At 67.8% G+C, this 13,572-nt stretch carries 13 protein-coding genes; 7 read left to right on the top strand and 6 right to left on the bottom strand.

From position 1 onward, the window contains the following. Positions 1-69: 69 nt before the first annotated feature. From ABZU75_RS16235 to ABZU75_RS16255, 5 genes are all read right to left on the bottom strand, one after another. Positions 70-387 carry a hypothetical protein gene (locus ABZU75_RS16235; protein WP_355554619.1) on the bottom strand — a complete coding sequence of 106 codons (318 nt, stop codon included), beginning with the start codon at positions 385-387 and terminating at the stop codon, positions 70-72. Continuing rightward, positions 384-809: a plasmid replication, integration and excision activator gene (locus tag ABZU75_RS16240; protein ID WP_355554621.1), complete on the bottom strand. Its 426-nt coding sequence runs from the start codon at positions 807-809 to the stop codon at positions 384-386. The genes ABZU75_RS16235 and ABZU75_RS16240 overlap by 4 nt, the downstream gene beginning before the upstream one ends. 121 nt (positions 810-930) lie before the next feature. Continuing rightward, positions 931-1,665: a GntR family transcriptional regulator gene (locus tag ABZU75_RS16245; RefSeq protein WP_355554623.1), complete on the bottom strand. Its 735-nt coding sequence runs from the start codon at positions 1,663-1,665 to the stop codon at positions 931-933. Between the two features lie 149 nt (positions 1,666-1,814). Continuing rightward, the gene (locus ABZU75_RS16250) at positions 1,815-2,114 is read right to left on the bottom strand and encodes a hypothetical protein (protein ID WP_355554625.1); all 300 of its coding nucleotides are present in this window, start codon (positions 2,112-2,114) and stop codon (positions 1,815-1,817) included. A gap of 34 nt (positions 2,115-2,148) precedes the next feature. Next, positions 2,149-2,457, bottom strand: coding sequence for a hypothetical protein (locus ABZU75_RS16255; RefSeq protein WP_355554627.1), 309 nt, complete (start codon positions 2,455-2,457; stop codon positions 2,149-2,151). Between the two features lie 379 nt (positions 2,458-2,836). On the opposite strand from ABZU75_RS16255, the gene ABZU75_RS16260 reads away from it, so the two are divergent. From ABZU75_RS16260 to ABZU75_RS16285, 6 genes are all read left to right on the top strand, one after another. Then, positions 2,837-3,709 carry a DUF5919 domain-containing protein gene (locus tag ABZU75_RS16260; protein ID WP_355554629.1) on the top strand — a complete coding sequence of 291 codons (873 nt, stop codon included), beginning with the start codon at positions 2,837-2,839 and terminating at the stop codon, positions 3,707-3,709. Beyond that, positions 3,706-4,521, top strand: a complete 816-nt coding sequence (locus ABZU75_RS16265; RefSeq protein ID WP_355554631.1) for an inositol monophosphatase family protein — start codon at positions 3,706-3,708, stop codon at positions 4,519-4,521. Before ABZU75_RS16260 ends, ABZU75_RS16265 begins: the two co-directional genes overlap by 4 nt. Before the next feature lie 347 nt (positions 4,522-4,868). Continuing rightward, on the top strand, positions 4,869-5,117 hold the full coding sequence (locus ABZU75_RS16270) for a hypothetical protein (RefSeq protein ID WP_355554633.1): 249 nt from the start codon (positions 4,869-4,871) through the stop codon (positions 5,115-5,117). Between the two features lie 933 nt (positions 5,118-6,050). Next, on the top strand, positions 6,051-7,409 hold the full coding sequence (locus ABZU75_RS16275) for a TrpB-like pyridoxal phosphate-dependent enzyme (RefSeq protein WP_355554635.1): 1,359 nt from the start codon (positions 6,051-6,053) through the stop codon (positions 7,407-7,409). A 184-nt stretch (positions 7,410-7,593) separates the two neighbouring features. Beyond that, entirely contained in the window at positions 7,594-9,180 is a 1,587-nt protein-coding gene (locus tag ABZU75_RS16280) for an NAD(P)/FAD-dependent oxidoreductase (RefSeq protein WP_355554637.1), read from the top strand. A gap of 44 nt (positions 9,181-9,224) precedes the next feature. Then, a complete protein-coding gene (locus ABZU75_RS16285) occupies positions 9,225-10,898 on the top strand; it encodes a SpoIIE family protein phosphatase (RefSeq protein ID WP_355554639.1) in 1,674 nt (557 codons plus the stop codon). 201 nt (positions 10,899-11,099) lie between these two features. Here the strand turns inward: ABZU75_RS16285 and ABZU75_RS16290 are convergent, their stop codons facing one another. After that, entirely contained in the window at positions 11,100-12,644 is a 1,545-nt protein-coding gene (locus ABZU75_RS16290; protein ID WP_355554641.1) for a choice-of-anchor I family protein, read from the bottom strand. Between the two features lie 185 nt (positions 12,645-12,829). Between ABZU75_RS16290 and ABZU75_RS16295 the strand changes: the two genes are divergently transcribed. Further along, positions 12,830-13,417, top strand: coding sequence for a TIGR03086 family metal-binding protein (locus tag ABZU75_RS16295; protein ID WP_355554643.1), 588 nt, complete (start codon positions 12,830-12,832; stop codon positions 13,415-13,417). Positions 13,418-13,572 lie beyond the last annotated feature (155 nt).

Consider the following 13,572-nt stretch of genomic DNA (forward strand, 5'->3'; position numbering starts at 1 on the left):
CCTTGATTCGCTGTCTGGGGAGAACCGAGGGGCCGCCGGAATGCCAGTTCCAGCGGCCCCGCTTGCATGTCAGGCCGCCTTGCCCTGCTCGGCCTGGTCGGAGTCGGCGGACTGTTCGGTGTGCAGGCGTTCGCAGTCGGCCAGGTAGCGCGCGGAAGCGGCGAAGATCTCCCGGGCGAGGTTCACGTCCCGTTCGGTGACCGGCCCGCCGCCCGTGGTGGTGACCGTCATCTGTGCCTCAGTGCTGGACAAGGTCAGGAACGGTCGCTCACCGTCGCCCCCGAACGCCTTGGCCGACACCTCCGAGGTGCAGAAGGAGACATCGAATCGGGTGACGCCCTCACGGATCGACGCTGTGACGTAGGTGTAGGGCAGGTGTTCGCTCACGCCGCCACGTCCTTACCGGCCGAAGCCTTGGCCGGAGCCGCTGCGGTGCGGGGAGCACGCATCGCCGTTGCCCGCAGGGACCAGGCCAGGCGGCCGGTCTTCTCGGCGACGTAGGCGGTGGCGGTCATGCCGTCGAACTCCACCGGGACGAACGGCAGGCCGGGCAGCGGGGGCGGGGGAACCGGCTGGACCGGGGACAGGATCTTGACCGCCACCGTCTTCTGTCCGGCCTTGAGCGTGGGGTCCGCATCCATGACGGCGACCTGCCAGACGAGTTCGCCGGTGGTCTTGTCCTTGGCGTAGACCGTGCGCCCGCCGGTCGAGGCGGTGAAGTCCTTGACCTGCTCGACCTCACCGACGACGTAGCAGCCGTGCGGAAAGACCAAATCGAAGCTGACGGGGATGGGGCCTTGAATGGCCATGATGTGTTCTCCTATTGTCTAGTCGCACTGTCGGTAACTCGTACTGTCGAGTTACAAGCTAACTGATGAAACGCACACTCGACAGTACGAGTTTCCGTCTTGCTATGTGACCTACATCACACTAGAGCGAATAGGTGTCTTCCAGCTCATGGAGCATCCCCGGAAGCGCGATCTCAAGGACCATGACAGGACGAGTCCCGGCGAAGACCCGAGACACCACCCCCAGCACCGCCGCCGCCTTGCCCAGCCCCAACAGCTTGATCTCATCGGCTGTCGGATGACGAGCCGCCAAGCGCTCCACAACGTGATCCAGCCGCAGCCCCTTGACCGCCTGCACGTGCTGACGAATGCCTGCCATCAACGGCAGTGCCTTGCCGAGATCGGTTCCCTCGGCCAGCTCGATCGGACACCACAAGGTGATCAGCTCACACGGCTCGCTGCCGTCACTCAGCAAAACGCGCCGCATCACGACCGGTGCCTCTGCGGGCAGGGCCAGCATCGCCGCGACGCTCGCAGGAGCCGGACGCGACCCCGCCTCCAGCACCGAGGCGCCCTGATTGGCTTCAGGACGATCGAGGACAGCGCGACCAGGCCGGGAGAAGTCCGCCTCAGCCACCGGGGGCGCCGCCTTCACATACGACCCCTTGCCGTGCTCACGGTCGATGAAGCCCCGCAGCTGCAACACCTGAAGCGCCCGCACCACGGTGGGACGACTGACCGCGAACTCCCGGATCAACTGCGACTCAGAAGGCAGCAGAGAACCAGGCGGATAGGTACCGTCCGCGATCTTGTGCCGGATCGCCGCAACGATCTGGGCGTACTTCGGAGGCGCGTATTCCTCGCCGGAAACGGACATCTCAAGAACCCAACTACTCGACTTATCGTCAGCATAGACACCCGTGCCCGGCCTGCATAGCGAACCCCTCCCCCTGGAGAGTACGGCGACGCCGGCCAGTGCCGAGGTTTCCCTCCCGGACCTCGACCACCGAACGCCGCCGCACTCGTCTACGCGGGCAACCGGCGCACCACGATCATGTCCCCGACAGGAAGAGTCGTGATGATCGACGACTGATCGCCGAACTCGCACAGCACCCAGACCCTGCGCACCTCGGTCAGCGGCGGAAAGCCGTGCCATTGCTGCTCGCCGACCTCGGCGACCTTCCCCCACACCCACCCCTGCGCCAGACCTTCGCGCCTATGGTCGCCGCCCCGCACAGGAGCCATCCCGATTCCCGGCGGTCTCGCCGCAGGGCCGTAGGTGAAGGCCAGGTACTCCCCGCCCCGTAGCTCATCGGCCCTGCACACCTCAGCAGGTTCGGCATCCGGCGGCGCCTGGCACTCAGCGCGGCCCATGATGAACCCCAGCGTTCTCCGGGACCAGCCAGGACGGCATGTGCCGCTCCCGAAGATCCGCGTATATGAGCGCGATGCGGTGCGCGGCCCGTTCGGGGTCGGTAGCCGGATGCCAGGCGTAGACGAAGCGACCACGCTGGACACTCCAGCCGGTGCGCCACCAGAACCGGTCGCCGTCGCACCAGACCACCAGGCCCACCCAGACCGACACCAACGCCAGCCCGTACCCGTCGTGGACGTCACAGGCGATCCCCCGGTCGGCGAGCCAGGCCCGAAGCGTCTCCGCCGTCTCCACCGGAGACATCCCCGTGGGAATCAGCGGTTCAGCAGGCCCGGCCACCTCCCTCATGACCGCTGCTCCCGTAGCGCGCCGGATGCGGAATGCAGACCCCAGCACATCGAGCACCGATCACGGACACGGAACAGGGACGCGGTCTCACCGGACCCAGCGAGCAACCCACGTCGAGGACTTACGTACTTCCAACCTCGTCCGCCGCATGAAATGCACTGCTCAACCATGACGTCAGGATTTCCCGAGGCCACGTCACGTCTCGACGGCGTTCATGTGCCGTTTGCGATCATGGCGTTTCACTTTGTCTCTTCTATGTCTCCTATCGCTTCGCATTCATGGATAGCCTGGCGTTGCGAAGCCCCTCCTATTCAAGGCGTTGATCATGACTGGTCGACAGATCATGCTGAAGAAACTCCTACAGCAACGCCATTGGCAGACATACAAGACCTTTTGCAAGGAATATGACAAAGCCGCCAAACTGGTTGATTCAACACTTCAAGGGAAGTGGCCGAGTCGTGCCCAGCTTCACCGCTGGCTCTCCGGAGAACTCAAAGGTCTGCCGTACTCCGATCACTGCCGAGTCCTGGAGACGATGTTTCCCGGCCGGTCCATCGAAGAGCTGTTCTCCCTGAACGATGGCGGAACCCCCGCGCCGCCGATCACAGCCGAGCCGACGAAGAACAGCGGCCACGTCACCGAAATCTGTCCCACATCCCAGATGGCCGACGTGGCGGCCGTGTTCAGCAGCCGATCGGCTTTCGCATCCGCCTATCCGCCTTCAGCTCTGTTCGACACGGCCAGAGAAATCAATGCCGCTGGGCTGTCACTCAACGTGCTCTGCCAGAGCTACCCCGACCACCGGCTTAAGCGACTCCTCGAAAGCGGGACCAAAATTCGGTGCCTGTTCCTCGATCCCCAGGGAAACGCCATCCGCGCCCGCGAAGACGAGGAAGGCTACGAAGATGGCACACTCACCACGCTGACCGCGCTCAATATCAGCATGCTGACCCGTCTCAAGACGAAACTCACCCCGGAGGCGGCCGAACTGCTTGAGCTGCGCGTCTACGACGAGACGATCCGCTTCAACATCCTCATCGTGGACGGGACCACATGCGTGGTCCAGCCCTACCTCCCACAGGCTCGTGGAGTCGACTCACCTACCATCGTGATCAATGACAACACGGCCGCTGATGGGCTGTTCCCCGTCTTCGACCAGGTGTTCACCTCAATGTGGGAGCGGAGCAGCCCCGTATGACCGTCGACGCCCGCGCACTCCTGCCGATCGCCGAGCAGGCCGTCACCATCGCCGGCGAGATCGTGAAGACCCGCCTCCCTGGAACCATCACCGCCAAGGGCGATCGCGACATGGCCACCGAAGTGGACTACGCCGTAGAGCACGCGGTCCGTGACTTCCTGAGCCGCGAGACACCCGAGATCGGGTTCGTCGGCGAAGAGGAAGGGGCCACCGCGGCTGCCGAAAGCGGCCTCAAGTGGATACTCGACCCGGTCGACGGAACCGCCAACTTCCTGCGCGGCATCCCGCTGTGCGGTGTCTCCCTCGGCCTGGTCGACAAGGACATGCCGACCCTCGGAGTGATCGACCTGCCGTTCCTCGGCTTCCGCTACAGCGCGGCCGAGGGGTACGGAGCCCAAGCCAACGGACAAGAGATCCACGCGAGCGAAACCGGTGACCTTCACGCCGCTGTGGTCGCCATCGGTGATTACGCCGTAGGCAGCGGCGCGAAAACGAAAAACCGTCTCCGCCTGGCACTCACCCACGAACTCGCCGCCCGCGTGCAACGCGTCCGGATGTTCGGAGCAGCCTCGATCGATCTCGCCTGGGTAGCGGAAGGCAAGATCGACGCCCTCATCATGCTCAGCAACAAACCATGGGACACCGCCGCAGGAGCACTCATCGCCCGCGAAGCCGGAGCCACCGTCGTCGACCTGGACGGCAGCCCGCACACCATGAACTCCGCGGCCACCATCGCGGCGAGCCCCAAAATCCTCGCTGATCTCATCGAACTCATCGCCGAGGCACGCAAGGACGCCGAACGTAGCGAGTAGCTTGCCGAATTGTTCTTATGGGTTATCAAGGCGGCGGCGCGGCGCGCCGCCGCACGGCCCTCCACCCGCCCGCCGTCCGGGCGTGCGGCGTGGGCGCCGGTCCCGAACGGCGGCGGGAATCGGGCCGCTCGCCGCACCCAGCGCCCGCCGTACCCATCCAACCTGCCGCACCGAGGCCGCGCCGCCGCCTGTAAGGTCTCTTCGAGCACCGCCTCAGAGCGCTACGCGGCACCTCCGGCGTCTTTCGGATCGGCGCCAGCCGTCCGCTTCCGCCGACTGGACTCTCCATTGCCGTTCAGCACCGCGCTCTAAGATCGGCCGACATGAATCGGTTCAGGTTTCACCCTGTGCTTGGCCCCATCATCCTGTCCTTCAGCATGCTGTATCTGGTGATGACGCTTCCCGGTGAGACGGCATCCACAGCGACAGCGATTCGCTGGGCGGGCATGGGGATCACCATGGCCCTGATCGGTATCGGCCTGATGTTGTCCGGCATCTTGGCCGTGCTCATCGAGCGCTTCAAAAACGAAAACCATGCCTCCGGCGGGGGCACTCGGCTCCGGGATGATCGCCCGAATGAATCCGTAGAGCCGTAGATGGCTGAGGTGGGGCCTGATCTTCCCGCCTGCCACGTCCCAGGCAAGCCCAACATCTCGACTCCTCCGGATCAAGGCCGTCTGTGACCGTTGGCGTCCAATGGCCGAGGAACGGCTACCGGCTGACGTACACGCGAAGACGGCCTTGATCCTCCGTCCCCGAGCTGTTGCCCCTCCGGGGTGGGACGAGGCAGACGGGAAGATCCGGCGAGAAGGGGCGTGCGTACGCATGGTCTATCCCTTTGCTGACCTCACACACCAATGGGAGGCTCAGCGCATGAGTGAACAAGAAGATCCTGCCGCACGTCAGGGGAAGGCAACTGACGGCACCCAACCAGTGGACGGGTGGGGGAACGCAACTCTTGCCCTGAGCGCAGCAGTTCCCATCCTCGGCTTCATCATCGAAGAAGAGCTCACGACTAACGCCCTCCTTGGAGCGCTCATCTTCGCGACCGTCGGAATTGGGCTACGTATTGAGGCAGCGATCAAGAGTCGTAGGTGACGTGCCACTCGCGTGCCAGTACGACCGGGGAACAGGGGGGAATCACGGGGACTCACGGACAGGGGAAGACCACCTCTCACCTGCACCGCAGCAGTTCAGGGAGCCGCGTACCGAAATCTTCCAAACTGGCTACGCGGGTTCGATTCCCGTCGTCCGCTCCGAATGGCTTAGGGCCAGCTCAGACCCCTAGTGGGCGAGCTGGCCCTACTGCTTTCCCGGGGCTTTTTCCCGCTTTCAGAGTCGTTATATGAATGATGGTTTCTCCGCGTGGCGGGCGTGTTCAGGGGCGCGGATTCTCTCGCCGGAAACCGATCGGGCCGTCGCGGCCTCGGTGGCGCGGGTGTCGCGAGGAACCGGGACGTCGCGCGCGAGCTGAACTACGGTGGGTGATGAGAACGGCACTGAGTGGATCCGACACGTGGAGGCACCCGATGACCGAAGCCACCCGAATCCTGCTCGACGAGTCCCGTATCCCCCACAACTGGTACAACATCGTGGCCGACCTCCCGGTCCCGCCGCCACCGATCCTGCATCCGGTCACCTCGCGGCCCGTCGAGCCGGACGATCTCATGCCGCTGTTCCCGGTGGAGCTGATCGACCAGGAGGCGAGCGCCGAACGGTTCGTCCCGATCCCGGCGAGCGTCCGCGACGTCTACCGGCTCTGGCGGCCCACCCCGCTGATCCGGGCCCGCAGGCTCGAACGTGCCCTCGGTACCCCCGCGAGGATCTACTACAAGTACGAGGGCGGCTCACCCGCCGGCTCGCACAAGCCGAACACCGCCGTCCCGCAGGCCTACTACAACGCGCGCCAGGGGGTCGGGAAGCTGGTCACGGAGACCGGGGCGGGCCAGTGGGGCTCGGCACTGGCGTTCGCCTGCGCGCAGTACGGCCTGGAGTGCGAGGTGTGGATGGTCCGCGTCTCGTACGACGGGAAACCCGGCCGCAGGAGCCTGATGCGGGCCTACGGCGCGACCGTGCACCCGAGCCCGTCCCCGCTGACGGCGTACGGCGCCGAGGCGCTGGCCCACGACCCCGACTCGCCGGGCAGCCTCGGCATCGCGATCAGCGAGGCCGTCGAGGCCGCGGGGGCCGAACCGGGCACCCGGTACGCGCTGGGCAGCCTGCTGAACCATGTGCTGCTGCACCAGACGGTGATCGGCGAGGAGGCGATCGAGCAGATGGCCGCGTTCGGCGAGGCACCGGACATGGTCGTGGGGTGCACCGGAGGCGGTTCCAACTTCTCCGGGCTGGCCTTTCCGTTCCTGCGGGAGAAGCTGGCCGGGCGGATGGCCCCGGTGATCCGGGCGGTCGAGCCGGCGGCCTGCCCGTCCCTCACCAGGGGCGTCTACGCCTACGACTTCGGCGACGCCGCGGGGCTGACCCCGCTGCTGAAGATGCACACCCTGGGCCACGGCTTCGTCCCCGATCCCATCCACGCGGGTGGGCTGCGCTACCACGGCATGTCCCCGCTGCTGTCGCACCTGTACGAACTGGGGATGTTCGAGGCGGTGGCCATGGGCCAGAACGACTGCTTCGAGGCGGGGCTGCGCTTCGCCAGGTCCGAGGGGGTCGTCCCCGCCCCCGAGGCGGCCCACGCGCTGGCCGAGGTCGTCGCCGAGGCACTGCGATGCAGGGAGACGGGTGAGGAGAAGGTCCTGCTGACCGCGGTGTGCGGGCACGGGCACTTCGACCTGGACGGCTACGACCGCTACCTGTCGGGGCGGCTTGAGGATCTCTCGCTGCCGCAGGACCGGATCGACACGGCCCTGGCCGGGCTGCCCTCCCTGTAGTCCGGCACGCACCGGGAACTCAGGGAGTTCCCGGTGCGGCCTGGTGCGGCCACTTCGTCGGCTAAGCACCGCTAAGTCCTAGTCCATGTGGAAATATCTACGAATCTCTGTTAAACACAGGGTTCGCATATAGATCATTCTTTACAATCCTCCATACCAGCAGTCAGAGTGCCCTGGAGGGAACGTGTCGGAGTTCGACGGCGTCATCGTGGGCGGGGGCCACAACGGCCTCACGTGTGCCGCCTACCTCGCGAAGGCGGGGTTGTCGGTCGCGGTCGTCGAGCGCAACGACGTCGCCGGCGGTGGTTGCAGCACCCAGGAGCTCACCCTCCCGGGGTTTCGACACAACACCCACAGCAGCTACCACTTCCTGGAGGAGGGCCCGGTCCCCGCCGACCTGGAACTCCAGCGGTACGGCCTGAGCTACGTCTATCCCGAGACCCAGCACGCCACGATCTTCCGGGACGGCCGGGCGATCACCGTCTACACCGACCCCAAACGCACCGCCGACTCCTTCGCCCGGTTCTCCAAGGCCGACGCCGAGCGCTGGCTGGAGCTGCACGAGCGCTACGCCGAGGCGGCCAGGGAACTGATGAACGGGTTCCTGTACTCCAGCCCGCTACCACCCCCTGTGCTCGCCGAGCGGCTCAAGGGCGACCTGGGCCGCGACCTGATGAGCTACATGCCGCTCTCGCTGTACGAGGCCGTCGACAGGAACTTCGAGAGCGACCAGGTCAGGGTCCTGTTCAAATCCTTCCTGCACGCCATCTCCATCGAGGACGTGCCGGGCACCGGCGGATTCTTCCCCCGGCTGCTGTCGCGCATCGCCCGGCTCGGCGTGCCCGTGGGCGGTGCGGGGAACGTCGCCAGCGCGCTACGCGCCGTCATCGAGGAGCACGGCGGCACCGTGGTGACCGGCGCCCATGTCGAGCGGATCCTCGTCGATGACGGGCGGGCCACCGGGGTGGAGCTGGCAGGCGGCGACGTTCTCACCGCCCGCCGGTTCGTGGCCAGCGCGGTGGACGCCCCGCAGACCGTCCGGCTGGCGGGCCCGGAGAACTTCGGCCCGGAGATCGCGGCCAAGGTCGAGGACTACAAGTGGGCCGGGCACAGCCTCGTCACCCTCCACCTGGCACTCGACGAGGCGCCGCGCTACCGGGCCGCCGAGTTCGAGCCCGACGTGGACCGGGCCTTCCTCGTCGTGCTCGGCGCCGACGACAGCGAGCAGCTCGGCCGCACCTTCGACCAGATCCATCAGGGACAGCTGCCCGACCGGCTGGCCGGCAACGGCGCATGCCCCTCGCTGTTCGACCCCTCGTACGCGCCGGACGGTAAACACGTGGCCTTCTGGTGGCCATGGGCCCCGTACGACCTCGGTGGCGACGCGGCGAACTGGGACCGTCGGCGCGAGGAGGTCGGTGAGCGGCTGCTCGCCGAGTGGGCCGAGTACGCCCCCAACCTCGCGGGAGGCGCCGTCCTCGGCAGGCGGGTCTTCTCACCGCTCGACATCGAGCGGCACTGCGTCAACATGGTGCGAGGCAGCCACCACGTGGGGGCCTACGAGCCGTCCCAGCTGGGCGGCAACCGGCCGGTCCCCGAGATGGGCCGGTACCGCACCCCCATCGACGGCCTCTATCTCTGTGGCGCCAGCAGCCACCCCGGCGGCTCGGTCTCCGCGGCCCCCGGATACAACGGCGCCAACGCCATCGCAGAAGATCTCGAACTGGCAACCTGGTGGACGCCGGTTCCCGCACCCCGGTGGAGCGAGTGAAGTCCCGTTTCGTCACCAAAGATCCAGCGACGCCAGGGTTCAGGATGGGCAGTCCCGCATCCATGCACGAGCAGCTGTCCCTGCTCAACGCGGCCAGCAAACGCATCGGCAGCACACTGGACATGTTCGAGACCGGCAGGGAACTCATGGACGTCGCCGTGCCGCGCTTCGCGGACGCGGCCGGCATCCTGGTACAGGACCGGTTGGTGACCGAGGGGGAGTTCCCCCAGCAGACCACCGACGGCTCGGCGCTGGTGCGGCGGATCGCGGTCGGCGTGGCCGATCCCGCCCCCGGCGTGTACGCCGCCGCGTTCCCGGTGGACGAGGTGGCCGTCTACGAGTCATGGACCCCCTACGCCCGGTGCATGGCCACCGGCAACCCGATCCTCTACCCCCGCCTGGGGCGCCGGACCGCCGAGGAGATCGGGCGGTTCTGGAAGCGCGACTCGGTGTCGAAGGTGCTGGAGGACAGCTCGTTCCTGGTGGTGCCGCTGAAGGCGCGCGGCCGGGTACTCGGTTTCGTCATCTTCACCCGCCGTCCCACCAGCCAGCCCTTCGACGAGCAGGACGTCAACCTGGCCGAGGAACTGGCGGCCAGGACCGGGGTGTGCCTCGACAACTCCAGGCTCTACAACCGTGAGCGCCGTACCGCGCTGACCCTGCAGAGCAGCCTGCTGCCCGTCGACCTCACCCAGCCGCTGGGCCTGACGATCGCCTCCCGCTACCTGCCCGCCAGCGATCTGGTCGGGGTGGGCGGCGACTGGTACGACGTGATCCCGCTGCCCGGCTGCCGGGTCGCCCTCGTCGTCGGCGACGTGATGGGGCACGGCATCAGGGCCGCCGCCACCATGGGCCAGCTCCGCACGGCCGCCCGCACGCTGGCCAGCCTGGACCTGAGCCCGGCCGACGTGCTGTTCCGGCTCAATCTGATGAGCCAGGACCTGGACGCCAGCCAGATCGCCACGTGCGTGTACGCCACCTACGATCCGGTCACGCGGCGGTGCGCGATAGCCTGCGCGGGTCACGTTCCGCCGATTCTGGTGCGCCCTGGCGGCGAGACCGAGCTGCTGGAGCTGCCGCCGGGACTGCCCCTGGGCATCGGCAACGAGCCCGCCGAGATGCGGGAGTTCACGCTTCCCGACGGCAGCGTGCTCGCCTTCTACACCGACGGCCTGGTGGAGAGCCGCGACCGGGACATCGAGGAGGGCATCAGCGCGCTGCGCGGCCTGCTCTCCGGCCAGGACCAGGACCTGGAGGAGGTCTGCGACCTCACGATCGGCGCCCAGCGGCCGGGGCACGAGCGCGACGACATCGCCCTGCTGCTGGCCAGGGTGTCCGAGCTGACGGAGAAGGAGTTCGTCGAGACGTCGCTGCCCGCCGACCGCCGCTCCGCCGCACAGGCCCGCCGCTTCGTCCGGGCCACACTCGGAGGCTGGGGACTCGACTCCCTGTGCGACAACACCGAGCTGATGGTCAGCGAGCTGGTCGCCAACGCGGTCGAGCACGGCCAGGGCGAGGTCGAGCTACGCCTGTTGCGCGGGCCCACGCTGGTCTGCGAGGTGTCCGACAGCTCCGCGTCCGAGCCGGTGATGCGGGAGGCGTCCACCACCAGCGACACCGGTCGCGGCCTGCACCTCATCAACTGGCTCGCCCACCGCTGGGGCTCCCGCCTCACCCCGAAGGGCAAGATCGTCTGGATCGAGCAGCGGCTGCGTTGACATCCTCTCCGCCCTGCCGCGTGTGCGGCTTCGGGTGGATCGCCGCTTCGCCGCACGGTGCCGGGATCACTCCCGGTCCTGCCCGCGCCCCACGGTCGTCCGATCAGACCGGCAACGTCACCGGCCTGTTCCCGCGCCGTTGACGTGCTCGGCGTGGGAACAGGCCGGTTGGTGTGCGGCGTGTCTTCGCGGCCGCGCGGCTCAGCGAACCTGGTAGATCGCGGTGGTGCCGCTGACCTCGTTGCCCACCACCAGGAGCGCGTGGCGGGTCGGGCTGTCGGAGGCGGAGATGAACAGCACGCCCTCGGGGCCTACGTCCCCGGCGGTGCCGTCCGCGACCGAGCCGGCGAAGTCGCGGGTGTTGAGGTATCCGGCCAGGCTCGGCGCCCGGGGATTGTCGATGTCGTAGGCGACGATCCCGCCGACCCGCTCCAGCCCGGCGAAGGCGTAGGTGCGGCCGCGCACCTCACCGACCGCGACCCCCTCGGGCTCGGGGCCCTTGTTGTCACTGCGGCTGTCGAAGGAGTCGTTCGCCTCGTTGTCGGCGTTGAACGCCTCGGGCAACTCCTTGGCGACGAGCCGCTCCAGCTCGTCGCCGGAGTCCCAGACGAGCTCTCCGGAGGCGGACCTGATCGAGATCGAACGGGCGCCGAACGCGTGCAGCTCGGTGTAGGCGCCGCTCGCGTCCCTGGGCGAGTCGACGGCCACGTTCAGCCGGCCGAGCTCGCCGTCCTTCTTGAGGTTCTCCGCGTCGGGCATCGCGAGGTTCAGCGACTTCACCCTGACCTCGTCGGCGTGGCAGCCCCAGTCACGCCCGTCACCCTCGTTCGCGGTGACCAGGTAGGTGCGCCCGCGGTCGCGGAAGTGCGCGATCCCGTCGGGCTGGTAGAGGCCCTTCACCGGCCTGGGCCTGATGTCGATCTTCCCGTCCCTGTCCGAGGCGTCGAAACCGCTCTTCGACCAGTCCTTCAGGCCCAGCGGGACGACGTCGCGGACCTCCACCCGCTTCAGGTCGACGATCGCGAGCGCGTTGTTCTCCTGGAGGGTGACGTAGGCGGTGTCACCGTCGACCGTGACGTACTCGGGTTCCAGGTCCTGGGCGGCGGTGGCCCCGGGACCGGTGATCCGCACCCCCTTGGCCCGCAGTCGCTCGGCGTCGAACTTCTGGAACCCCGCGGTCCGCACCGTCCAGCGCTTCAGATCGACGACGCTCACCGAGCCCTCGGGGTCGACCTTCTCCCCCTCGCAGTAGGAGGACGGCTCGCCCTCGTTGGCCACGACCACCCGGTGCCCGTCGGGGGTGAAGGTCACCATGTCGGGCAGCGCGCCGACGGTCACCTGCTTGAGCTTCTTCCCGCTCCGGGCGTCGAAGAAGGCGACGGTGCCCGGGTCGGTCTTGACCGCGGCCTGCTGGGCGACGGCGACCAGGCCGTCGCGTACCGCGACGCTGTTGGCCCCGGGGGTGGCCAGGGTGGCGACCTTGCGAGGCTTGCGCGGGTCGCGGATGTCGAGCACGTCAACGGTGCCGGCCTGCGCGTTCACGACGAACACCCGGCGGGTCTTGGCGTCGTACGCGGTGATCTCCGAGGCACCGGCGGCGACGGTGCCGGTGGTGTAGCGGCCGAGGAAGGTCAGTTCGATGCCTCGGGGGCCGGATTCGGCGGCGGCAGGGGCCACGGCCGCGGGCAGCAGGATCAGGCCGGTGGCCGCGGCGACGGCCGCTCGGGTGAAGGTCGTGGTGCGCATAGGAGAGATCCTCACGACATACCGTGACTCTCCCCTGACGCCGAGATGACCGGGAGATGAAGCCGTCCGGTCGGATGCGCTCCCGGACGTGCCGGTCATGTCCATTGACGCGATGACTACTGGCGGGCCAGGGGTTACGGTCAAGATGAGGGCCGGGAGAGAACCCGGGAGGGCATCGGGAGGGCATGATGACCATCGACGTACCCGAGGCTTACCGTCGCGCGCTGGACGACTTCGGCGCTCTCGTCCACCGGATCGGCCCCGACCAGTGGGAGAATCCGACGCCGTGCGTCGACTGGGACGTGCGCTCCCTCGTCAACCACGTGGTCGGCGAGAACCTGTGGGCTCCCGAGTTGCTGGCCGGGCGGGCCCACGCGGAGATCGGCGACGCCTTCGAGGGCGATCTGCTCGGCGACGACCCCATCAAGGCGTTCGACACCTCGGCCGTGCCCGCCATCCAGGCGGCGATCGATCACCGGGTCCTCGACCGCGTCGTCCACCTGCCCTTCGGCGACGTGCCCGGCCGGGAGTACATCACCGAACTGTTCGCCGACGCCCTCATCCACACCTGGGACCTGGCCCGCGCCATCGGCGCCGACGAGCGGCTCGACCCGGAGTTGGTCGCGGCCTGCGCCACCTGGTTCGCCGACGCGGAACCCGGCTACCGGCAGACCGCGGCCGTCGGGGAGCACCAGGCCGGAGAGCACCGGAAGGTGCCCTCCGACACCGACGCGCAGACCCGGCTGCTGGCCTCCTGGGGCCGCCGCGCGTGACCGCCCGTCCCCGTGGACTCGGCCTCTGTGATCAGTACGGCTAGCGAGCGGTCGGCCGCTTGCCGTGGTTGGCCTTGTGCTTCTTGCGGGCCTTGCCCTTACGCGATCTTCTGGCCATGCCGACCACCCCTTCCCTGAGGTCCTTCCAGGTCCCG

This window comes from Streptosporangium sp. NPDC005286 (genome assembly GCF_040607515.1).
In the GTDB taxonomy this organism is placed as follows: domain Bacteria; phylum Actinomycetota; class Actinomycetes; order Streptosporangiales; family Streptosporangiaceae; genus Streptosporangium.

What these genes read in the sequence shown, in the direction of transcription:
- ABZU75_RS16240 (WP_355554621.1), bottom strand. Translation starts at nt 809, where the DNA reads ATGGCCATTCAAGGCCCCATCCCCGTCAGCTTCGATTTGGTCTTTCCG.
- ABZU75_RS16245 (WP_355554623.1), bottom strand. Translation starts at nt 1,665, where the DNA reads ATGTCCGTTTCCGGCGAGGAATACGCGCCTCCGAAGTACGCCCAGATC.
- ABZU75_RS16260 (WP_355554629.1), top strand. Translation starts at nt 2,837, where the DNA reads ATGACTGGTCGACAGATCATGCTGAAGAAACTCCTACAGCAACGCCAT.
- ABZU75_RS16265 (WP_355554631.1), top strand. Translation starts at nt 3,706, where the DNA reads ATGACCGTCGACGCCCGCGCACTCCTGCCGATCGCCGAGCAGGCCGTC.
- ABZU75_RS16275 (WP_355554635.1), top strand. Translation starts at nt 6,051, where the DNA reads ATGACCGAAGCCACCCGAATCCTGCTCGACGAGTCCCGTATCCCCCAC.
- ABZU75_RS16285 (WP_355554639.1), top strand. Translation starts at nt 9,225, where the DNA reads ATGGGCAGTCCCGCATCCATGCACGAGCAGCTGTCCCTGCTCAACGCG.
- ABZU75_RS16290 (WP_355554641.1), bottom strand. Translation starts at nt 12,644, where the DNA reads ATGCGCACCACGACCTTCACCCGAGCGGCCGTCGCCGCGGCCACCGGC.
- ABZU75_RS16295 (WP_355554643.1), top strand. Translation starts at nt 12,830, where the DNA reads ATGATGACCATCGACGTACCCGAGGCTTACCGTCGCGCGCTGGACGAC.